General features: G+C 42.4%; 11 protein-coding genes. 5 read left to right on the top strand and 6 right to left on the bottom strand.

Features of this window, described 5'->3' with window-relative positions:
* The first annotated feature begins 20 nt into the window (after positions 1-20).
* Positions 21-1,145, top strand: a complete 1,125-nt coding sequence (locus tag DES35_RS08780) for a glycosyltransferase (RefSeq protein ID WP_037360469.1) — start codon at positions 21-23, stop codon at positions 1,143-1,145.
* A gap of 553 nt (positions 1,146-1,698) precedes the next feature.
* Positions 1,699-4,470: a S8 family serine peptidase gene (locus DES35_RS08785; protein ID WP_114366376.1), complete on the top strand. Its 2,772-nt coding sequence runs from the start codon at positions 1,699-1,701 to the stop codon at positions 4,468-4,470.
* Positions 4,471-5,994: 1,524 nt separating this feature from the next.
* On the opposite strand, the gene DES35_RS08800 is transcribed toward DES35_RS08785, so the two are convergent.
* The gene (locus DES35_RS08800) at positions 5,995-7,911 is read right to left on the bottom strand and encodes an alpha-amylase family glycosyl hydrolase (protein WP_160172007.1); all 1,917 of its coding nucleotides are present in this window, start codon (positions 7,909-7,911) and stop codon (positions 5,995-5,997) included.
* A 65-nt stretch (positions 7,912-7,976) separates the two neighbouring features.
* On the opposite strand from DES35_RS08800, the gene DES35_RS08805 reads away from it, so the two are divergent.
* Entirely contained in the window at positions 7,977-9,296 is a 1,320-nt protein-coding gene (locus DES35_RS08805; protein ID WP_084180224.1) for a pullulanase X25 domain-containing protein, read from the top strand.
* A gap of 328 nt (positions 9,297-9,624) precedes the next feature.
* Here DES35_RS08805 and DES35_RS08810 read toward each other — a convergent pair whose 3' ends face one another.
* Positions 9,625-13,014, bottom strand: a complete 3,390-nt coding sequence (locus DES35_RS08810; RefSeq protein ID WP_114366378.1) for a methylmalonyl-CoA mutase family protein — start codon at positions 13,012-13,014, stop codon at positions 9,625-9,627.
* Between the two features lie 309 nt (positions 13,015-13,323).
* Here DES35_RS08810 and DES35_RS08815 point away from each other — a divergent pair, with 309 nt between their 5' ends.
* Together DES35_RS08815 and DES35_RS08820 are read left to right on the top strand one after the other, a co-directional pair.
* Positions 13,324-15,018, top strand: coding sequence for a bifunctional metallophosphatase/5'-nucleotidase (locus tag DES35_RS08815; protein WP_037360489.1), 1,695 nt, complete (start codon positions 13,324-13,326; stop codon positions 15,016-15,018).
* A gap of 66 nt (positions 15,019-15,084) precedes the next feature.
* On the top strand, positions 15,085-16,425 hold the full coding sequence (locus DES35_RS08820; protein WP_051889442.1) for an OprD family outer membrane porin: 1,341 nt from the start codon (positions 15,085-15,087) through the stop codon (positions 16,423-16,425).
* 102 nt (positions 16,426-16,527) lie between these two features.
* Here DES35_RS08820 and acs read toward each other — a convergent pair whose 3' ends face one another.
* The 4 genes from acs to DES35_RS08845 all read right to left on the bottom strand — a co-directional run bounded on the left by acs (position 16,528) and on the right by DES35_RS08845 (position 23,525).
* Complete coding sequence (acs, locus tag DES35_RS08825) at positions 16,528-18,447, bottom strand: acetate--CoA ligase (protein ID WP_037360492.1); 1,920 nt, start codon at positions 18,445-18,447, stop codon at positions 16,528-16,530.
* Between the two features lie 21 nt (positions 18,448-18,468).
* Positions 18,469-18,885, bottom strand: a complete 417-nt coding sequence (locus tag DES35_RS08830) for a response regulator transcription factor (protein WP_037360494.1) — start codon at positions 18,883-18,885, stop codon at positions 18,469-18,471.
* Positions 18,878-21,586, bottom strand: coding sequence for an ATP-binding protein (locus DES35_RS08835; RefSeq protein ID WP_114366379.1), 2,709 nt, complete (start codon positions 21,584-21,586; stop codon positions 18,878-18,880). Before DES35_RS08835 ends, DES35_RS08830 begins: the two co-directional genes overlap by 8 nt.
* Before the next feature lie 250 nt (positions 21,587-21,836).
* Positions 21,837-23,525 (bottom strand): sodium:solute symporter family protein, encoded by a 1,689-nt coding sequence (locus DES35_RS08845; RefSeq protein ID WP_037360502.1) that lies wholly within the window; start codon positions 23,523-23,525, stop codon positions 21,837-21,839.
* Position 23,526 lies beyond the last annotated feature (1 nt).

Here is a 23,526-nt window from a genome sequence, read left to right on the forward strand (position 1 = left end):
AAAATTGCAGATGCAAAAGTATGCGAACCATTAGGACCATTATTGTATCGGCTACTTCTGACCTAAGTACTGATCAGAGAGTACACAAAACCTGTGTGACTTTACAGAAGTCTGGCTTTGAGGTGATATGTGTAGGACGAAAGCTCAGAAACAGTTTACCACTCACAAGACCTTATAAAACAGTCAGATTTACACTACCCACCGAACGGGGTATCCTTTTCTATACCTGCTATCAACTTTGGCTGTTTATGTATTTGCTTCTGCATAAAGCAGATGGTCTTTGGGCCAATGATCTGGACACCCTTTTACCTAATTTTTTAATTTCACGAATAAAAAGATTACCAATAGCCTACGACAGTCACGAATATTTTTGTGGAAGTCCTGAAGTTTTTAAAAGGCCCTTGCGGTACAAGGTATGGAAAAGTCTGGAGGATTTACTCTTGCCACGGCTCAGTTCGATGCTTACAGTAAATGCTTCCATTGCAGCATTGTATCAGAAGGAATATGGAATTCAGACGTATTTTGTCAGAAATATCTCGCCGATCCCGGAAGAAATTGCCTTACACAGCAGATGTGAAATTGGCATAGCGGAAACGGACTTCCTAATCGTTGTTCAGGGCAGGGGATTGAATGTGGACAGGGGCAATGAGGAATTAATAGAATCGCTCTTGTATCTACCTGCTTTTGTGAAGCTGCTTATTATTGGAAGCGGTAACGCAATTGACCAAATCCATTTCCAAATTCTGAAGCATCAGCTTTCTGATAGAGTGGTTGTCTTGCCCCCTATGCCATATCGCGAAATGCTTGGATTTACTCATCTGGCGGATCTGGGCGCAGCCCTCGATAAACCTGTCGCCCCGAATTACCTTTACAGTCTTCCCAATAAAGTTTTTGACTACATCCACTGCGGGGTGCCGATATTAGGTGGCGGATCTCTGGAGGTACAACATCTGATATCGGAATTCAACATCGGAGAAGTGATTCCCGATCACTCTCCATCAAATATCGCAAAAACGGTCTATCAAATCATAAAGGTAGGAAAGTCATTCTACAAGGATGGATTAAAAAGGGCAGCAGAAGAGTTGAATTGGAAAAAAGAAGAAGGAAAACTAATCGCTTACATCCAGAAAATTTTCTCTAACTAATACAACGGGCAGATTTTCAGTTCTGACACATGGGTCCCGCGGGGCATTTTATTGAATGTGTTGTATTTGGCAATGGTCAGCAATTCACAGAGCTTATAAAATTCATAAAAGGATGTGCATAAGAGTTAATCAATTTGTTTTTTACACTCAATCATTTTAACAATAGCATATCTGATTCGCAATATCCCAGGTAGTAAACCATCGATTACAGGTACCTGACTTTACCAATCTCTAATGCCTCTAAAAACACCCTATTGGTATACGCTTTGAGCGTGGAAATATGAATCAATAAACCGCCTCCTGAAATACTTATAAATGTTTTACCCTTTTAAATGGTCCATTTTAAATGGATTGAATAAGTATTTTTGTGTTGATATTTTTTCCGGAGTAACAATTGCATTCATCTTGGACTGCTGAAATTAACAGTAATTAAGGAACAAAATCGATGATGATTAGAAATTTGATTTGAAGAATTTTTATTGGTTTATGAAGTAAAACAATCTGGCTAAAAAGTAACTATAAAACTTCGTCAATCGTATTCTATATTTATGGTATGAGATATTGGTTTTTTGCCTCTTTTTTTAATATCTTAGTAATACTACATGCACAGCCTGAACTGCTCTCAGGACCAACTGCTCGTGATGCAGGTAAATCTGTAAAATCCAACTTGCTGTATTCTTTTTCGAATCAGGGGTTTAATTTATCAGGAGCCGGCGATACTGTCAGGATTTTTGATTTTGGGAAGGTCCGAGAGACTCATCAGGAATTATCCGGTCGAATCGCGCATGCCGATTCTCTTCAATACAGTACTACATTCAGTTTACATGCAAATTCTGTAGCAGGCATTATTGCTTCTGCAGGGTTAGTGGATTCTTCTCGGGGAATTGCACACCAAGCCGTTATTGAGGTGCGCAATTGGCAAAAATACCTTTCTGGTCTTGAAATACAAGCTACAACAGGAACAGGTATATCTAATCACAGTCATGCTACTTTTCCCGGATGGGTGCAGTCTGGTTCCAAATGGTATTGGTATGGTACCGATACAATTTCACTTATTGAGGCATGGAGATTTGGGTCGTATACCAAAGTAGCCAAGAGCATTGATTCAGCTTTGTATTACAATCCGTATCATTTAGCTGTTTTTGCTGTCGGCAATCAAAGAGGAAACGGACCTCCTACGGGTGCACAGAAGTTTTATTTCAACAATTCACAAAATACCTGGGTGGATATTACCAACCATCCAACCATAAATCCTCAGGCAGATGGGGGTACAAGCGGATTTGATTGCCTTAGTCCTGAGTCCGTGGCAAAAAATGTTTTGAGTATTGGATGTATATTCACAGATACAAATGGATATACGAATCCTTTGGAAAATTATCTGCATCCTTCCTCTTCATGGGGTCCTACTGATGATGGGCGTATTAAACCAGATCTAGTAGCTCCTGGTGTAGGTATAGTAGTTCCTGCCATTGTTTCGGATAGCAGTTATACCAATATATCACAGACTTCTGCAGCTACTGCAGTGGTGTCTGGGGTAGCAGCTCTGCTGCGTGGATATTATAAAAACATTTATGGTACTGCACCAAAATCTTCAACATTAAAGGGGCTTTTAATTCATACGGCTGATCGCTTTGGTAAGCCACCTGATTACAAAACCGGTTTTGGAGTTATCAACGCCTTCAAAGCAGCATCTTTTCTAAAAAAAGATTCTACCGCTGGAAAAGATTATTTCCTCAGAGAAGGTGTTTTGAATCAGGGTGATACTATTGTGATTCCAGTGGTGGTGTATCCGGTAGACTCTCTGACGGTCACGCTCGTATACACCGATTATTTTACGGTTCCCCTGCCCATCAACAGTCAGATATTAAACAACAGAACTAAGAGGCTGGTAAACGACTTGGACCTAAGAGTAAAAAAGTCTGACCTGTCAACCACGTATTTTCCATTTTGTGGTGATCCCGATAATCCCGGATCTCCGTTTACCTCCGGCGATAATTCCAAAGATAATGTTGAGCAGGTATGTACTCCCGCTAATATGACTGGAAATTATCTGATTGAAATAACTCATAAGGACAGTCTTCATGGTGGTATGCAGGAATTCACCCTGCTGATTTCAGGAGCGAAAATGCCTGTAAGATGGACAGCAACTACTTCCGGCAATTTTACAGTTGCTTCCAATTGGTCCACCGGCACCTTACCAACCACTGGTGACGCAGTGTATATTCCTCAAGGTACAGGCGATACAATTTTGCTGGATACCATTGCACAGGTTTCTCTATTGGAGCTTTCAGAAAATACTGCGATTAAAATACTACCAGGTGCTTCATTAGAAGTTGACTACATCTCAGGAGGAGGAGTGCTGCTCGTCGATGCCTCTGCACAACATACCGCAGTCCTGAAGCACAACAACATCCATCCCTCTGTTCAAGTAGATTTCAATGTGTGGCTACAAGCAAAAAATAGCAATGAAGGAAGATGGCACTATCTGGGAGCACCATTTCAGATGCCTGTTAGTGCATTGCACCAAAGTTCAGGGACTCATTTCAACATCCATCAAGTTGGAGGGGGTATATATTTTTGGAATCCAGATACGGGTTTCTATCAAGCTCCGGCATCTCAAGCTCTGGTATTACAACCGGGAAAAGGAGTTATGGCCTTTTTCGGTCAAAATAACTTTGGAACCTTTTTAATGAATTTACCTGGTAAAGCAAAAATAACCGGCTATTCCCCTATGGCTCAAAATTACAAGGTCTATTTGGGGTATACTGCTGTCCCAACTTACACTTCTTTTGCCTCCACTGTACTAGACGGCTGGAACCTCATAGCCAATCCGTTTACAACATTCTATGACTGGGAGGGTCAGGTTGTACCAGGCAATGCAGGTGCTATCTACCTGAGAAATGATGCCATAGGCCAATGGAGTGTTTATACCCAGGGCGATGTAGCCAATCCGCTCAGATATCTACCCCCTATGCAAGCTTTTTGGGTTAGAAATGCATCCGGACAGGCGGATTCTTTGACCTTCCTGAGTTCCAAACGCGTAAATCAGGCTGAACAAAGTTTCACAAAACCACAATTTAATGAAGGAAGGTTGGACTTATTTGTGTGGAAGCAGTCCGACTCTGCAAAGAATCATGACAGATTGTTGTTGCGTCTGCGAAATGGGACAGGCCCTGGATATGACCCTTACTTTGATGGATTAAAACTTACCAATTCTTTCCCGCTGCCCGACCTGTATTTCTCTGCTGACACGCCTTTGGCAGTTAATTGTATGGAGCAAGTTCTGGTGCCTGATACTGTAGCATTGAAACTGCACATACGATAGTCCGGAAACTATTGCATTTCGGCAGCAGCTGATCAAATGCCTTTATTTTTTTCCCTTACAAGAGATTTTAAAAACTTTCAGATGCTCGGGATAAGTACGTATTGTGAACATTTTTCGGAAGGTTTTTACAACCTTTATCTTTTGAAAAATTATTTACATCAACCGCTATGGTTCAGACATGAGTATTTCAATTGGTTTACAACCCATGGAAAAGTGGTTTTCGCAACAGTTAAACCCTGCCAGGTTCAGGTCAGCTTGTATGGTCTGTCTGGTTCGTTATATTTTCAAAAGCATTTGGTAATGGATGCCGGAATGCATGAATGTGAGCTTCCGCCCCTCAAACCAGGAATTTATCTTATTGGTGTTCAAACAGAAAACCAACCCATAGAAGTCCGGAAGGTTCCTTTTCTTTTTTGGAAATGACGGAAAATTAATTATAAATTACGATGAACCTTGCTCGAAAAAATTAATGATTGCTGTATAAACCCGTTAAATTCCTTGAAATTTACAGTAACAGTAACTTAACTTACTCCATAGGGAAGTTTCAACATTGCAGGACAGATGGTTACAGCTTCCATTCAAAACTTCAAAGAACATGCTCCACTGTACCTTATTAGAAGTGTATTTATTCCCACGACTGATCTATTGAATTTCATTGCTACGACCTATACAAACTATCGTAAGTCCTGGATTGTGGGGCCAATATTTTAGAGGGTGGTGGATTGATTTGTACTTTTCTAACTCTGGATGGAAAAGAAGGACAAGTGGCAACTTCAATAGATTGTAACTTACCAAACAATTATTCAGGCAAACTTATTTGGATTGTAATCGCACTTATCATCGGTCTCAAAGCCGGATGGTTTTTTTAGCATAAAGTGTTTTTATTATATTTTTTGAATCCTCAAGTTTAGTAGCCGGTTCCTCTTTGTAATTTTAATCAATTTGAATCAAAGGGTTATGGGTCTTTCCTATGGGCATTGCAGCATTTTTACGCCCGGACTTCTGCTCCGGGGATTACTTGTATTAGCCCGATAAGCGAATATTTGGTTCGAGGCGTGTTGTTAAAGACAATGAATTTAAAAACTTAATCTTCTGCTCCACAATTGATTAAGGCTTGCGAGTATGACACTTCAAAAGACAAACGGAACAGCTATGCTTTACAAAAATGGAAAAATTAAGGGGAACAACCTAGATGAATGTAAGTATTCAACTCAGTCATTTGGAAAAGGTGATAAATTCAGTAATCAATAAAGAATTTCGCAAAAAACCGCTCATTGTAGCAAAGTTCACTTCAAAAGGTCGTAAGGCAATGCATGAACACGCAACTTGTAATTCAGAAATATTTAAAACCTCAAATGAGAGCATTACCTAAAACACTCTCTTAAATCGACACCGATTTTTTCTAAACAGAAACACTAATTAAAGAATTCCTGAGGCTACCAAGATTTGCCTATAATTGAAATTAATCAATGGATGAATGGAAGTAAAAAGGTTTCTGATACTGGTCAGAAACCTTTATCTCATTTATTTAATTTCATAAATGCTAAATGAATAGGGCCTTACTACTATGGAAACTTCCGTGTTTTTGTCCCTGAGCGTAAGAGCATCTCCAAACAGATATTTCATTTCCAGGATATTCAGATTTGCATCGAGTTTAATTAATTCTTCCTTGTCGGATATGCTTGAAAAAACTATGTACCTTCGGCCAGTATTTTGATCTTCCAAAGTGTAGAAATACACCTTGCCTCTGGGAACATATTGTGTGAGCTTTCCGTTGGCAATTGTTGGATGATTTTTTCTTATTCCAATCAAATCCCTTATAAATTCAAATGCAATGTTTTCTTCAGAAGTGCGGCCATTAGGAGTGAATTTATTGATTGTGTCGTCTGGCCAGCCCCCCGGGAAGTCCTGTCGGATTTTTCCATGTCCCTCTGTTTCAGACATAAGGATTTCGGTACCGTAATACAGACATGGAATACCCCTTAAGGTCAACAGCCAGCCAAGGGCTAGCTTCATTTTGTTCCAATCCCGACCTAATACTCCAAAAATTCTGGCTACATCATGATTGTCGAGAAAGGTAAGGTGCCTTTCCGGGTTCTTGTAGAGGTAATCGGAGGCAAGGATGTAGTAGAGTTTGTTTAAACCCTCAGCCCATCCAGGTTCGCGATTCAGTGATTCCATTATAGCAAAGTGCAGTTGGAAATCCGTGATTCCATCTAGTTTGGTGTCGGCTAACTGGCGTTGGGGAAGTCCGTTGTCGAAAAACAACTGTGGGGGCACAGTATGCTCCCAGATTTCGGCAACTACATACAGCTCAGGGTATTCATTTTTTACTGCAGTAATCCATTGGTTCATAAAATCCTGATCGCAGTAGGCGTATGTATCTATTCGAATGCCATTGAGACGTGCAATTTCTATCCAGTACAAAGTATTTTGAATCAGATATTTGGCCAGGTGAGGATTTTTTTGATTGAGGTCGGGCATATGAGTGTCGAACCAGCCTTCCGTCATTAACTTGTAGTCGTATTCCGAGCGGTATGGGTCCATTAAGGTAGTAGCTCTGTAGTTGGTACGTGTAAAAGTTGGCCACCAGTGGTACCAGTTCGAGTCGGGTATATCGGTAAATAGGTAGTTCTTATCTCCGAAATGGTTAAACACCATGTCTTTAATCAGCTTGATACCATTTGATTGGAGAGACTCACTGAGCTTAAGATATTCTTCCAAGGTTCCCATTCTGGGGTCAATTCGATAGAGATCTGTGATGGCATATCCGTGGTAACTTTCCCGAGGCTGATTGTTTTCCAATAATGGAGATATCCAAAGGGCTGAGACTCCCAGATTCTTTAAATAGTCGATTTTGTCGGCTATACCTTGTATATCACCTCCATGTCGACTGAATGGTTCTTTTCGGTTTATAGTGTTTTCAAAAAACTCAGGGATTCGATCGTTTTTAGGGTTTCCGTTGGCAAATCGATCCGGTGTGATCAGATATATCACATCAGACTCATTTACAGGGTTTACTTGAATATGAGATTTTGGTCTTATAGGTATTTTGATAGTATGGCTTCTGCGCCCCTGTATAAACTTTATGGTGATATCCTGATTCTTTGGGCTTTCAGGTATTCTGACCGTCAAATACAGGTAGTTAGGATTGGGAGCTGATTTTAAGCTGATAATCTCTGCTTGGCCAGAGATGATTTCTGCAGTTGTTTGATTTAAACGAGTGCCTTTGACGAGGAATTCTACCTCGCTCCACTTCATTCCGCTCCACCACATCGGAGGATCAATGCGTTCAACAAACGAATTGGATTTTTTTTGTGCTGTTAAAGATTGGATATTACTTAGCGATAAAAATATCAGTAAGATTTTAACAAATACACCTGACTTTTTAATTGGGAAATATTGACCATTCGAAAAATATGATAAAAATCTTGTTTCCATATTTTGATTTTTTTCTACTTTCGCGGTAAATGTAAAAAATACACTAACTAAAAAAATCGGAAAAGATGAAAAAAATCTACCTTCTTCTAAGTGCCTTAGTATCGAGTAGTGTACTATTGGCTCAAACATTCGCAGTCACCTTTCAGGTGGATATGGCGACACAAACCGTCAGCAGCAATGGGGTACACGTTGCCGGTAACTTTCAGCAAGCCGCAGGGTTTTCTAATAATTGGGATCCTTCTGCTACTCAGCTTACTCAGGTTGGCACTTCGACGGTTTACGCAGTTACGGTCAATATTCCAGCCGGCACCTATGAATACAAGTTTATCAATGGCAATTCATGGGGTACGGATGAGAGTGTACCAGGTACATGTGCAACCAATGGCAATAGATCAGTAACCATCACCGGTGCTACCACTGTACCAGTCGTATGCTTTGGAATGTGTACTCCCTGTCCTGCAGGTCCGATTCCAAAGTATAGTGTGACCTTTCAAGTAGATATGCAAAATTTTTGCGGTACCTTTGACTCTGTCACAATAGCTGGTACTTTGGCCAATTGGGGGGCAGGTGTCAAAATGAATCCTTCTGCTACTAATCCAAATGTGTATGTGGTAACTCTGGATGTAGACAGTGGAATGCACGAGTACAAATTCCGTACGCACAGCGGTGGCAACACCAACTGGGAAGGCCTACCCAACCGAATGATTAACATCACCTCAAATCAGATGGTACCTGTAGTCTGCTTTAATCAGACAACCCCGTGTACACCAAAGCCTGCTGATGGACCGGTAACTTTTCGCGTGGACATGAGCAATGGACCGGTGCCGGCTGACACGATCTTTTTAATAGGTGATTTTACAAATCCTGCATGGCAGGATGGTAAGGTAGCTATGTCGCCGATTGGAAACGGAGTATATGAAGTAACGGTGCCAAATCTGTGCCCTGCAGTTCTCTACTACAAATTTGTAAACGGAGATGTGACGGTAGGAGCTAACGAAGAGTCATTTCCGGATCCAAATGATAGAAATTGTGTGGAACCCAATGGCATCGGTGGTTTCAACCGTGTTTACACACGCACAGGAAACAATGACGTAGCCCAATATAAGTGGAACAGTTGTGAGAAACTGACCATAAGTGTTGGCGAATTTTCGGCTAATCAGTTTGCAATATTTCCAAATCCATCCAGCGATATGATGACTGTCAGATTAGGCGATAAAAATTATACCTTGAGATTGACAGATCTCAGCGGCCGTCTCATCAATGAGTGGAACAGGGCTACCGGAGACTTCAGAATTTTCAAAAACAATTTGTCTTCAGGGGTTTACATGCTTCAAATCTTTGATGCTAGTGGAAAAGTAGCAACACAAAAAATATCATTTCGCTAATCGATAGAGCAGAAACCTTACTTTTTTACAAAACCTCCTCTCTGATCAAGAGGAGGTTTTTTTTCTGTATAATTAGTCCCTATCTGTATTAAAAAAGATGCCGTAATTAGTAACTTTCCAATGGCAATTAATCTTTTGGAGCTATCCTGAAGATATTGATTTTGCCGGATGTACAATACGGTTAAAACTTTCGCTTTTGACAATTAAATTTATTTCGATTAGCAATAGTGCATGTAACAGGTGATAGATGATTTTAGATTTTACTACATTTTACTAAAAAATACCGCCTGATGAATTTGAGACGGTATACAGCATCCAGAAAATTTGATTACATATTTCGCCTGTACTGACCTCCAACCTGGAACATAGCTTCGGTCATTTGACCCAGTGTGCAGTATTTGGAGGCTTCCATCAATACCGCAAAAATGTTTTCATTTCGAATAGCTGCTTCCTGAATGGCTCTCAACATTTGAGTAGATTTATCTGGTCTGAAAGTATGTAATCTTCGGACGGTTTCTACTTGTTGTTGTTTTTCCTCTTCTGTAGCTCTGATGACCTCTGCCGGGATGATGGTTGGGGATCCTTTAGAGCTCAGGAAAGTATTTACCCCAATGATGGGTAATTCGCCTGTGTGCTTGAGCGTTTCATAATAGAGTGATTCTTCCTGAATCTTAGACCGCTGATACATAGTTTCCATAGCACCAAGTACACCTCCGCGTTCGGTGATTCTGTCAAACTCCAGCATCACGGCCTCTTCTACCAGATCTGTCAATTCTTCGATGATAAAACTGCCTTGAAGTGGGTTTTCATTTTTGGCAAGTCCTAGTTCTTTGTTGATAATGAGCTGAATCGCTACGGCCCGGCGAACTGATTCTTCGGTCGGGGTGGTGATTGCTTCATCGTAGGCGTTGGTATGGAGCGAGTTGCAATTGTCATAAATGGCATAAAGGGCCTGTAGCGTGGTTCGGATATCGTTGAAATCAATTTCCTGTGCGTGCAGTGATCGCCCTGAAGTCTGTATGTGGTATTTGAGCATCTGGGCCCTTGGATATGCACCGTATTTATATTTCATTGCTTTAGCCCAAATTCTGCGTGCAGCCCGACCTATTACGGCATATTCAGGGTCTATTCCATTGGAAAAAAAGAAGCTTAAATTGGGCCCAAAATCGTTAATGTCCATACCTCTGCTGAGGTAATATTCCACATAGGTAAATCCATTGGCAAGGGTAAAGGCCAATTGGGTAATGGGATTGGCGCCAGCCTCTGCTATGTGATAGCCTGAAATGGACACAGAGTAAAAGTTTCTGACTCTGTGATCGATGAAATACTGCTGAACATCGCCCATTAGCCTAAGGGCAAACTCTGTAGAGAAAATGCAGGTGTTTTGCGCCTGGTCTTCTTTAAGTATGTCGGCTTGCACAGTACCTCTTACTACACCGAGAGTATCTTCCTTAATTCGATTATAGGTCTCTTGTTCGAGTATCTGGTCGCCGGTGATTCCGAGTAGAAGTAATCCAAGTCCATCATTACCTTCGGGAAGTGGAGCGTTGTATCCTGGTCTGGGAAGATCTCTGTCGTCGTATAGTTCTTTGAGTTTTTGTTCTACAAGGTGTTCAAGACCGTGTTGACGGATGTACAATTCACATTGCTGGTCGATAGCTGTGTTCATAAAAAATGCCAGGAGCATAGGAGCTGGTCCGTTGATGGTCATGGACACGGAGGTGGTCGGTGCTGCCAGATTAAAACCTGAGTAAAGTTTCTTGGCATCATCCAGGCAGCAGACGGACACGCCTGAATTTCCGATTTTACCGTAAATATCTGGCCTTAAATCTGGATTTCTGCCATATAAGGTCACAGAGTCAAAAGCAGTAGACAATCTGGCGGCCGGCATCCCCAGGCTTAAATAGTGAAAGCGCTTATTGGTTCGTTCAGGACTGCCCTCACCGGCAAACATTCGCGTTGGGTCTTCACCTGTGCGCTTAAAGGGATAGATGCCTGCAGTGTAAGGAAACTCTCCTGGAAAGTTTTCCTGAAGCAGCCATCTGAGCAGGTCGCCCCATGCTTTGTAACGCGGGGTAGCTATTTTCGGAATTTTCAGGTGTGACAGCGATTCTGTGTAGGTCTTAATTCGAATTTCCTTATCCCTAACCGTGAATATATATTCGTCATTCCGATACTTCTGTGCTTTATCATCAAATTTTTCGATCAGTTGCCAATTGTGTGGGTCAAGGTCCAGTTTTACTTTATCAAATTCATTCTTAAGCTGTGCGATAAGCTCGTCTTTGTAATTTAGGTCTGTATTAGTTAGGTGTTCTATGGTGCTGTGGATGTTGTAGAGTTTTTGAGCAATTTCAGCTTGTTGTTCAACCCATTTATTGTATTTGCGGTTGTTTTCAGTGATTTCTGATAGATATCTGGTTCTTTGAGGTGGAATGATGTATATTTTTTCGGACATTTCATCGGTTGCAGCGAAGTTAGACTTCAAGTTTGCTCCCGTTTTGGCTGTAATGGTATCCATTACAGCTTTGTAAAGGCGATTCATTCCCGGGTCGTTGAATTGGCTGGCTATGGTGCCATATACTGGCATTTCATCTAATGGTTTACTCCACAGCTGGTGATTTCGCTGATATTGTTTTTTTACATCCCTGAGAGCGTCCGCAGCACCTCGTTTATCAAATTTGTTTAGTGCAATCAAGTCGGCAAAGTCGAGCATGTCAATTTTTTCCAGCTGGGTAGCCGCACCGTATTCAGGAGTCATTACATAGAGTGATACGTCGCTGTAGTCGAGAATTTCAGTATCGCTTTGGCCAATACCCGAAGTTTCGAGAATGATCAAATCATAATTGGCAGCTTTTAACACGCTGATGGCGTCGCCCACATAGCGACTTAAAGCCAAATTGCTCTGTCGGGTAGCCAGTGATCTCATATAGACCCGAGGATGATGAATGGAGTTCATGCGGATACGATCACCGAGCAAGGCTCCACCTGTTTTGCGTTTGGAGGGGTCCACTGATATGATGCCTATCGTTTTATCGGGAAAGTCCAATATAAAACGCCTTACCAATTCATCCACCAAAGAACTTTTGCCAGCTCCACCGGTACCTGTGATGCCAAGCACAGGGGTATGAGATTCTTCAGCCAGATTTTTGATAGCCTCCAGTTCGGCACGGCTTTCGTCGGGAAAGTTTTCAGCTGCTGAAATAAGTCGTGCAATGGCAGTCCAGTTTTCCGGTTTGTTGCCAAGTTTTTTTATCTGTCCGTTCAGGGGATAACCAATCGGAAAGTCGGCTTTCATCACCACATCATTGATCATGCCTTGCAGGCCCATAGCGCGCCCGTCGTCGGGATGGTATATTCTTGTGATTCCGTAGTTGTGGAGCTCTTGAATCTCAGTTGGAAGTATGGTGCCTCCACCACCGCCAAAAATCTTGATGTGGCTGGCTCCTTTTTCTTTCAGCAGGTCGTACATGTACTTGAAGAACTCCATATGCCCCCCTTGATATGAAGTGATTGCTATGGCCTGTGCATCTTCCTGAATGGCACAGTTTACAATCTCTTCGACCGATCGATCGTGACCGAGATGTATGACTTCACATCCAGTGGCTTGCATAATCCGGCGCATGATGTTGATAGCTGCGTCATGTCCATCGAAAAGAGATGCAGCAGTTACAATGCGGACTTTATTTTTGGGTTTGTAAGGTGTTGCTGTTTCTGACATGTCATTCAGTTCTTCTGAGTCATGGGCAAAAATAGGGGTTCTCTGAGCAATGTTGTGTATCGGATACACCGATTGTTACTGCGTTTTTGTTGGTTTAATAATATTTATTAGGTCTTTGAAATGGCTTAAGGAATTCAATTGTCTATGAGAAATTGGAATCCACCGGATGGTATTGTTTTTTTTTTAGATCTGATTTGAAAGTTAACTTTTTACAATCGGCAGCTTATATATAGTGTAACCCAAATCACTATAAAAATCGATGTAATTCATTATCGTTGCAATCATTAAAAACACAAACACATATATACAATGTACTCAGAAAAAAGACGAAATTTCCTTAAAAAGGTTCTACTTTCTACTGCAGGCTTGAGCTCAGGACTCTGGCATGGACTGTGGGCTAAGGATGAAGAAACAGAAATTGAGGAATTTTCGGACAGAGGAACTTCCGGGCGGACTATTCTCAACATACTTCAGACTACAGATGTACATTGCCAGGTTTTTCCTCATGATGAACTTTTCTGGGAAAACAATCAAGCTGTTTTCAGACAATGTGGTGGCTATGCACATCTGGCTTCCTTCTTCGCCCAAGAGCGCAAGCGCTATAAAAACACGTTTATTGTCGATACGGGAGACATGTTCCAGGGTAGTGAGCTTTCGGTGAAGACAACCGGAAAAGCTCTTGTGCCAATACTTAACTATTTAAATTATGACCTTTATTTACCCGGAAACTGGGAAGTCGTATATTACAAATCTGCAATGCAAGATCTAATGGGCTCGCTCCGTGGTCCGAAAGTATGTGCCAACATGTTTCATGATGCGGGAAATGGAAAAAAGGGTGAAATGATTTTTCCACCCTACTACATCTGGAATGTGGCTGGTATTAAAATTGGATTTCTGGGGTATACAGATCCTCTGGTTCCCAAGCGCCAATCCCCGGCCTATAGCCGTGGAATTGTATATACAGAACCGGAAGAAAACCTTGCTCACTTTGTGGAAGTACTTCGAAATCAGGAAAAATGTGCATATGTAATCATATTGGCCCATCTCGGCCTATCCCAGCAGATCTACTTATCCAATCAACCGGCCTGTGAGGGAGTAGATATCATACTGGGGGGTGACACCCATGAGCGGGTAAGACGGCCAATTCAGGGCAAGTATGCTAAAGTAGTAGAGCCAGGAGCTTTCGGTTCGTTCGTAGGCAGACTTCAGCTTGTGGTTCAAGATGGAAAAATTGTAGATGAGATATACAAGCTTGAGGAAGTTACATCTAATCAGTACCAACCAGACCAAAAACTGCAAAAATTGATCGATGAGCTCGAGAAACCATTTGCTGAGGATTTGCACATGGTAATTGGGTATAGTACGCTGCCTTTGTACAGATACTTTGTCATCGAAAATACCATTGACACTCTTATCCTCGATGCCATGAGGTGGCAGTTACCTGATGCAGATATTGTCCTTTCAAATGGTTTCAGATTTTGTCCGCCAAGGGTTAAAACTGATCATACCGATAATATTCCCATCACCTCGGCCTATCTCTACGATATGTTTCCGGTGGATGCTACCTTGCGCACAGGTCAGGTGACAGGTGAACAAATCAGCCAATGGATTGAAAAAGAACTGCACAACGTCTTCGCACAAAATGCCAAAGAGCGCTTTGGTGGATGGGTAGTAAAGTTTGATGGCATGAAGGTTACTTTTAAAGCCTATGCTGGAAAAGGACAGCGTGTGCAATCCATCACTATCGGAGGACAACCTTTAGATAATAACAGGATGTACACTATTGTGGCATGTGAGCGTGAAGGAGACCCAGAGGATGTGCTGTGTCGGTTTTCAAATGTCCGAAACGCAAAAAATTTACCCATTTCCATGCATTCAATGATACGGAATTATCTCGCGGCTAATTCCCCTGTAACGCCAACTCCAAAAGGAAATGCTATAGCACTTGATGCTCCATCCAATCTTCTTACTCAAGTGTACGGAGTTGATTACCAGTTTGTATAACAATATTTCGCACATATTCATCAAAATAAAGTGAAGTATTTGTTTTTCTTCCTAATTGCATTAGGAATGCAGAGAGCATATGCAGCTGCTAATTCAACAGATACTGCTTCAGCTGACCTTCAAAAGTTTCTTATGAAAGGAAAGGTAACCGGGCATATGCGAACCTATTTTATGGCTACGGATAATTATCGTCCTCTCACTGACTATTATTCATTGGCCATGGGTGCGGGGATCGGATATAAAACCCCAGTCTACAAGGGTATCACAGCTGGATTTAGTGGATTTTTCCTCTTCAACGTATTATCAAACGACCTAGGAGCTGTTGACCCCCTCGGTCGAGGCAAAAGCCGATATGAACTTGGTAACTTTGATTTGCAAGATCCATACAACCGCGCAAATCTCGAACGGCTGGAATCACTTTTCATCCGCTACTTGAAGGGCAATAGCACAATAACATTAGGAAGGCAAAACCTGTTGACGCCATTTATTAATCCACAAGATGGTCGTATGAGGCCTTCTCTTCAGGATGGACTATGGCTTGAGATAAAGGAGTGGAAGCATCTGCATATTCAGTCAGGTTTTTTCTATGGTATGAGTCCACGGTCTTCTGTAAGTTGGTTTACAGTGGGTCAAAGCATTGGATTTTATCCTGTAGGAGTGAATCCCAATGGCACACCTTCGGGCTACCGCAACTCGATCTTTAGCAGGTATGCTACCATATTCAATGCTGATATCCATCTCTCCAAAGCTTTGAAGCTCAGCTACTGGCACTATCATGTGCACAACGTTTTCAACCTTCACTTTCTTCAGAAAGAAATCAGACAAAAGGTTAACAAGCATACCATCTTGATAGCCGGACTACAATCAGGATATCAAACCTCCAGCGGCAATGGCGGTAATTCAGATACATCAAAAGCATATATGCTTCCCGGGCATACAGCAGCATTTTTCAGTTTTCGGATGGGAGCAGCCGTTCGATCGCACCAGCTCACTTTAAATTACACTCATATACTCGATCGCGATCGATTTCTTTTTCCTAGGGAATGGGGTATAGAACCGTTTTACACCTTTATGGCACGAGAGCGTAACGAAGGTACGGCCAATACCCATGCTTTTACACTTCGCTATGAAAATCGGCCAAAAAAACACTTAATGTATGGTACTGCCTTTGGATGGTATGAGTTGCCTGACGTGCTCAATTTTCGGCAAAATAAATATGGGCTACCATCTTACAATCAGCTCAATATCTTTTTGAATTACTCCTTTAAAGGTCCCTTACATGGATTAAACCTTCAGGCGCTTTATGTCTACAAAGGTTTGGTGGGCAATACGCATGGAGATCTTCGCTATGTTTTCAATCGGGTGATGATGTCCAATTATAACCTGATCATCAACTACCATATCTGAAACAGGTAGTAGTTTGTTGACTCACAAGCATCTAGAGCAATTAGTACAATTACTAATAAAGCCCGGTGTTTTCACCGGGCTTTCAAAATGTTGCTGAAGAGATTACTGAGCAACTTTTACAAGGCGGGCACCTTCAATGATTTCATCTACCACAGCCGGATCGAGCAATGTAGTAGTATCGCCCAAATTGGATACATCTCCCTCTGCCACTTTTCGGAGGATCCGACGCATAATTTTACCTGAACGAGTTTTCGGAAGTCCGGAGACAAATTGTATCTTATCCGGACGGGCAATTTTTCCGATTGCAGCTACAACAGATTCAATGATTTCAGCCTGAATAAGGTCTGGATTAATTACTGGCTCAGCGGTGACGACAAAGGCGTAGATGCCTTGGCCTTTGATATCGTGAGGATACCCCACTACAGCAGATTCCACTACCTTTTTACAAAGGTTTATGGCATTTTCAATTTCAGCTGTGCCAAAGCGATGTCCACTGACATTGATTACATCGTCTACACGGCCAATAATGCGGTACAGACCTTCAGTATCTCTCCGGGCTCCATCGCCTGTAAAATAATATCCTTTAAAAGCAGAGAAATACGTCTGGCGGCAACGATCGTGATCGCCATAGGTGGTACGAATCATACTGGGCCATGGATGGCGGATGCAGAGGTAGCCTTCTACGTCGTTGCCTGGTATTTCGTTGCCGTCCTGGTCAAGTAGTACCGGTTGAGTACCAGGAAGCGGCAATCCGGCATGTGCAGGCTTTAGTTTTGATATACCTGCAAGGGCTGAGATCAAAATGCCGCCTGTCTCGGTTTGCCACCAGGTATCTACTATCGGACAGCGCTCTTTTCCCACGTGAATGTAGTACCAGTTCCAGGCTTCCTCATTGATGGGTTCGCCTACAGTGCCCAATACCTTAAGGGAATCGAGAGAATACGAAAGTACATGATCGATACCTGCAGCCATCAGCGATCGGATAGCTGTAGGGGCTGTATAAAAGATGTTAACACCATATTTATCAACGACCTGCCAGAACCGGCCAGCATCGGGATAGGTGGGAATTCCTTCAAACATCAGAGTTGTCGCTCCATTGAGCAAAGGCCCGTAAATCAGATAGGAGTGTCCGGTGATCCAACCTACATCAGCTGTACACCAGAATACATCAGACTCTTCATACTGAAATACATTGAGAAAGGTATATCCAGTGTATACCATGTAACCGCCTACTGTGTGTACCACACCTTTGGGCTTTCCGGTAGAGCCGGAGGTGTACAGGATAAATAGCAGATCTTCTGAATCCATTGGCTCTGCCGGACATTCTTTGGTGACGTGTTTGAGTTCGTCGTGAAGCCATACATCCCTGCCATCCACCATGTTCACGGCCCAGCCCAGACGTTCGGTCACGATGACTTTTTTAACAGTATCACACCCCATGGAAATGGCTTCATCAACCACGCGTTTTACCGGAATTTGTTTAGTACCTCGGTTTAGCCCGTCGGATGTTAGCACAGCCACGGCGCCGGCATCTTTGATGCGGTCGGCTAACGAAACTGCTGAAAAACCGGCAAATACTACCGAATGAACAGCCCCTATGCGTGCACAGGCCAATACGGCAATGGCCAATTCAGGAATCATAGGCATGTAGATGGCGACTCTGTCTCCTTTTTTAATTCCATTGCGCTTCAATACATTGGCATATTGGCATACGCGTTCATAGAGCTCTCTATAGGTTAGTCGCACAAATTTTTCCTTGGGATCGTTGGGTTCCCAGATCAAGGCAAGCTTATTTCCGCGTTTTTTGAGATGGCGGTCCAGACAGTTGTATGTGATGTTTGTTTTACCACCTATAAACCACTTTACGGAGGGGGTATAAAATTCCCATTCAAGGGTTTTATGCCATGGCTCAAACCAGTGGTATTCTTTGGCGATCTGATCCCAGAAACCTTCCGGGTCTTCTACACTGCGCCGATAGGCTACTTCATACTGTTCGGGGGAGGAAATTCTGAAATTCATCATGGTGTTGGGGATTTTAGAGGGTTAATTTATGGATTGAGTTGAATCTAAGTTTTGCCGTAGTAGTTCATCAGCCAGTTGGCGAATCTTTTCCATAATCAATTTGTTTGAAAAGGGCTTTGTCAGATAAAAATCGGCTCCAAGAGCAAGGCCACGGTCGATGTCTTCTCGTCTGCTTTTAGCTGATAGAAAAATCACTTTGATTCCTATGGTTTCAGGATTTGATTTTATTAAATGGCATACTTCAAATCCATCAATGTCAGGCATCATAATATCAAGAACCACAATGTGGGGTTTTTGATGGTTTATAATATCCAGTGCTTCCTGACCATTGCGTGCTATAAAAAGCTCATAGCCGGCTTTGCGTATTAAAAAATCAAGAGACATGATGATGGCAGGTTCATCGTCTACTACTAGAACTTTAATATCTTCATCAGTCATAATGTCGATAATTTAAAGGTATTGTGAAAGAAAAGCGAGCACCAGGCAAGGTATCGGACTCCTCTACCCATATTCGGCCGCGATGCAGCTGTATAATTTTTTTACAGATCGCCAGACCAAGACCTGATCCTTTGGGCTTTCGGATGGTTTGGTTTGGTGCCTGATAAAATTTCTCAAAAATGATCTGTCGAAGCTCGTGACGTACTCCGGGTCCGTTATCCGATATGTTAATTTTCAATTGATTATCAAAGACATAGGCTGATATCTGAATTTCACCCTTTTCCGTGTTGCAATACTTGATAGCATTGCCCAACAGATTGATAATGACCTGTGTAATTTTATCTCGATCGCACCAGATTTTTGGCAATTTGGGAAGGTCGATGCTCAGACGTATATTTTTCTGTTTGATAATTTCATCCATACTGGCGATGGATTCACGGATCAATTCCACTGGGTCGGTTTCATCGATGTGCAGCTGATGTTTTCCGCTTTCGAAATTTTCAAGGTCCAGAACTTGAGTGATTAGGCGACTTATTCGATCGGTTTCGCGATTTATGGTTTGGAGATAATGTTCGCGTAGATTTTCAGGTAGGTCGACATTGTCGACCAAGATTTCGATCAGCGATTTAATAGCGGTGAGAGGAGTGCGTAGTTCGTGGGTTACGGTGTAAAGAAATTCATCTTTGAGTTCCTCCTGTTCACGCAGTTTTTTATTGGATTTTTGAAGTTCTTCCGTAGCCCTTTGCAGCTGCTGGTGTGTGCGTACAAGTTCGCGATTAAGTCGTATGAGTTCTTGGGATTCCTTTAAAATTTCTACCACTTCGTCTAGCGAAACCTTTTCTTCCCTTGCAATGGAGCTGATCAACATACGAGCTGAGCTATTGCCAATTACAGCGGAGAGCGACTTCTCAGCATAGTTTACCAATCGGCCATCAGCCGGTGAATCATCTAAAATGGAGATATCGGCATATCGATACGCAAACTGTCGGATGATGGAGTGAGTTTGGGCTTCGCCCAGAAATCTGGTAAGCAGCTGGCGTACGTCGCGGACCTTTACAGAACCTTTCCACGCCACTGATTGCTCTACGGATGCCCCATAAGTAAAGATACCGGTAAAAATTTCTGCCTGATTGATCTCAGACAGACTAGGTTCATCCAAAATCGATAGCCAAAAATATAAAGATAAATTCACCAGCATACTCCAGAAAAAAGCTACTCCAATAGGGTCAATATCCGTCATACCCATAAAGCTAAGAGGCGAAAGAAAACTCAAGCCCAAGGAATCTAAGTTGTGGTGAAATGAGCTCATCATTTCAGGGCTTAATAATGAAGGCAGTAAAAGAATATAAAACCAGATAACGAAGCCTCCCACCAGTCCTCCAATAGCTCCTCTTTTAGTTGCCTGCTTCCAGTACATCCCCCCTAAAGCACTAACAGCAAACTGAGAAACAGCAGCAAACGAAATCAAACCAATTGAAACAAGAGAATATTTATCAGACAAGGAGCGATAGTAAATAAATGCAAGCAATAAAATGGCAATAATTGAAAATCGCCTGGTGTACACCGGCAAGAGATTTTCACTGGAAATCAGTCGGCGTAGAGATGCATTTTGAAGGAATGCAGGAATGAGTATGTTGTTGCTAAGCATGCGGCTAAGTGCTGCAGTGCTTACGATGATCATGCCTGTGGAAGCCGAAAAACCTCCAATGTAGGTTAGTAATGTAATGGTTTCATTGTTGAAATACAACGGCAAGGAAATGATGTATTGATCAGGATTTGAATCAGGCAGCAGCTTATTGCCGGCAGCTGCTATAGGTATCACAAAGAGATTGATCAAAAACAGATAAAAAGGAAACAACCATGAAGCTTTAAAAAGCTGTGCTTCGTTGTCGTTTTCTACAATGCCCATTTCATATTGACGGGGTAGCATCAGGAATGCCAATGCTGAGAGCACCAGCATCGAAAACCAGGAAAAATAGTCAGGTTCAGAAGGTGAGTATTTGGAAAAATAATTTTCAATTCCGGCTGTAAAACCGTCGGAACCCGGACCAAAGGCTTTGTAAGAGATGAAAACTCCGACCAGAAGGAAAGCGGCCAGTTTGACCAGAGATTCAAAGGCGATAGTGACCACCAGACCAGCGTTTTTTTCAGCGGTAGCTATGCGACGTGTGGCAAATAGCACAGTGAAAAGTCCGAGTAGGGCAGTCAGGTAAAGTGCAGGATCCTGCCAAAAGGTTAGGTGCCCGATAGAGCCATCAGGTGAATGAATGGTCTGAAAACCCAGAGAAATGGCTCTGATTTGCAGAGCTATATAGGGAATTATACCCAGTACGGTAAGTCCTGCGACTAGATTTCCGATGAAAATTCCTTTTCCATATCGGGTAGTGATAAAATCAGAAATGGTTGTAATTTTAAGTGCTTTGCTGATTCTCAGCATTTTTCTGTATACTACCGGCATGAGTACTGCTACCAGTGTAGGACCGAGATAAATGGTAAGAAAGTCAAGATGACCGGTAGAGGCTCGGCCTATAGACCCAAAATATGTCCATCCGGTACAATATACAGCCAGTCCAAGAGAATACACATAAGGATTGGAAGACAAAATATCTGCAACAACTTGTTTGCGATCAATGTAGGCGGCTATCCCAAATAGTATGCTTAGATAAAAAGCTACGTTGAAGATAAGGACAGCTGCATTCATTTGTTTATTTTTCTATTGACCTTTTTTGTACAATTTTTCTGGTGAACAACACAATCGCGATCCAGCTTGAAAACAAAAACAACAATTTAAAAATCCCCAATGATGGCAGACTCAGATATTTCAATATCGGATAGTTCCAAATTAGAAAGCCTATGAAGGCAACAAGGACCAGCAGCATATCTGATTTTTTGGCATTCATGTAAGTCAAAGATTAAGTCCGGGAAGCTAAACTCCCCGGACATGTTTCACATTAATGAACGTGCGCATCGCCTGCACCTTTGGGAATGCGTATATCATCCACCAATTCCTGAATGTGGTGCGGGGGTTCCGGGGTAAATTTACTTACTATATAAGCCACAGCAAAATTGATGGCCATGCCAAGGGTACCGATTCCCTCTGGAGAAATTCCAAACCACCAATGATCGGGTGTATTCGCCTCCGGGTTAATAAATTTAAAGTAGACTATGTAGGAAAGTGTAAAGAACAAACCAGAAATCATTCCGGCTATTGCGCCCTCCTTATTCATTCTCTTTGAAAATATTCCCATTATAATAATTGGAAAAAAAGATGAAGCAGCCAGACCAAAAGCAAAAGCAACTACCTGGGCGACAAAACCCGGAGGATTGATACCAAAATATCCTGCAATTACCACGGCAAATACAGCAGCAATACGGGCAGCAAGAAGCTCTTTTTTCTCAGTGATGTTGGGTGCTATTGCGTTCTTGAGCAAATCGCGGCTGATGGCTGTAGAAATTACAAGTAAAAGTCCCGCTGCCGTGCTCAATGCAGCTGCAAGACCTCCAGCAGCTACAAGACCTACTACCCAATTAGGCAAGCGTGCAATTTCAGGATTGGCCAGAACCATGATGTCCTTATCGATGGTCAGCTCATTGGCAGCAGGGTCTTTGCGATACTGCACGTGACCATCAGCGTTTTTGTCCTCATATTTGATCAATCCGGTTTTGCTCCAATTTCCCACCCATGCTGGCAGTTGATCGATGGGTTTCTCATTGATATTGCTGATCATATTATACATCCCAAACGCGCCTATGGCCGGTGCTGTGGTATAGAGAATTGCAATAAAAACAAGCGCATAGCCTGCTGAACGGCGGGCATCGCGTACTTTTGGAACAGTGAAAAATCTGACAATCACATGGGGCAATCCCGCTGTTCCTACCATGAGTGCAGCTGTGATAAAGAGCACGTCAATCATTGGTTTTGAACCATCCGTGTATGCATTGAACCCCAGCTCTGTGAGCAGACCATCGAGTTTATCGAGTAGATAGGTGCCATCGCTTAAGGTACTACCAAAGCCCATTTGGGGTAGAATATTACCGGTCAACTGCAGACTGATAAATATTGCTGGCACCATGTAGGCAAAAATCAATACACAATATTGAGCTACCTGTGTGTACGTGATACCTTTCATACCTCCTAACACTGCATAAAAGAGCACGATAATCATTCCGATGATCACACCGGTATTGATATCCACTTCCAGAAAACGACTGAAAACAATACCTACACCTCTCATTTGTCCAGCTACATATGTAAATGAAACAAATATGGCAGCCACTACCGCGACCAATCGGGCAGTTTGAGAATAGTATCGGTCGCCTACAAAGTCTGGAACGGTAAACTTACCGAACTTTCTAAGGTAGGGAGCCAAAAGCAGGGCAAGAAGCACATAGCCTCCTGTCCAACCCATCAGATACACCGATCCGTCGTATCCCATAAATGAAATCATTCCGGCCATGGAGATAAAGGATGCGGCACTCATCCAGTCAGCCGCTGTTGCCATCCCATTGGCTAATGGTGACACCCCACCGCCTGCTACGTAAAATTCTTTTGTAGATGCAGCTCTCGACCAAATGGCTATGCCAATGTAGAGGCCGAATGTAATTCCTACAATGATGTAGGTCCAGCTTAAAATGTCCATA

It is taken from the genome of Schleiferia thermophila, from assembly GCF_003337435.1.
GTDB lineage: Bacteria > Bacteroidota > Bacteroidia > Flavobacteriales > Schleiferiaceae > Schleiferia > Schleiferia thermophila.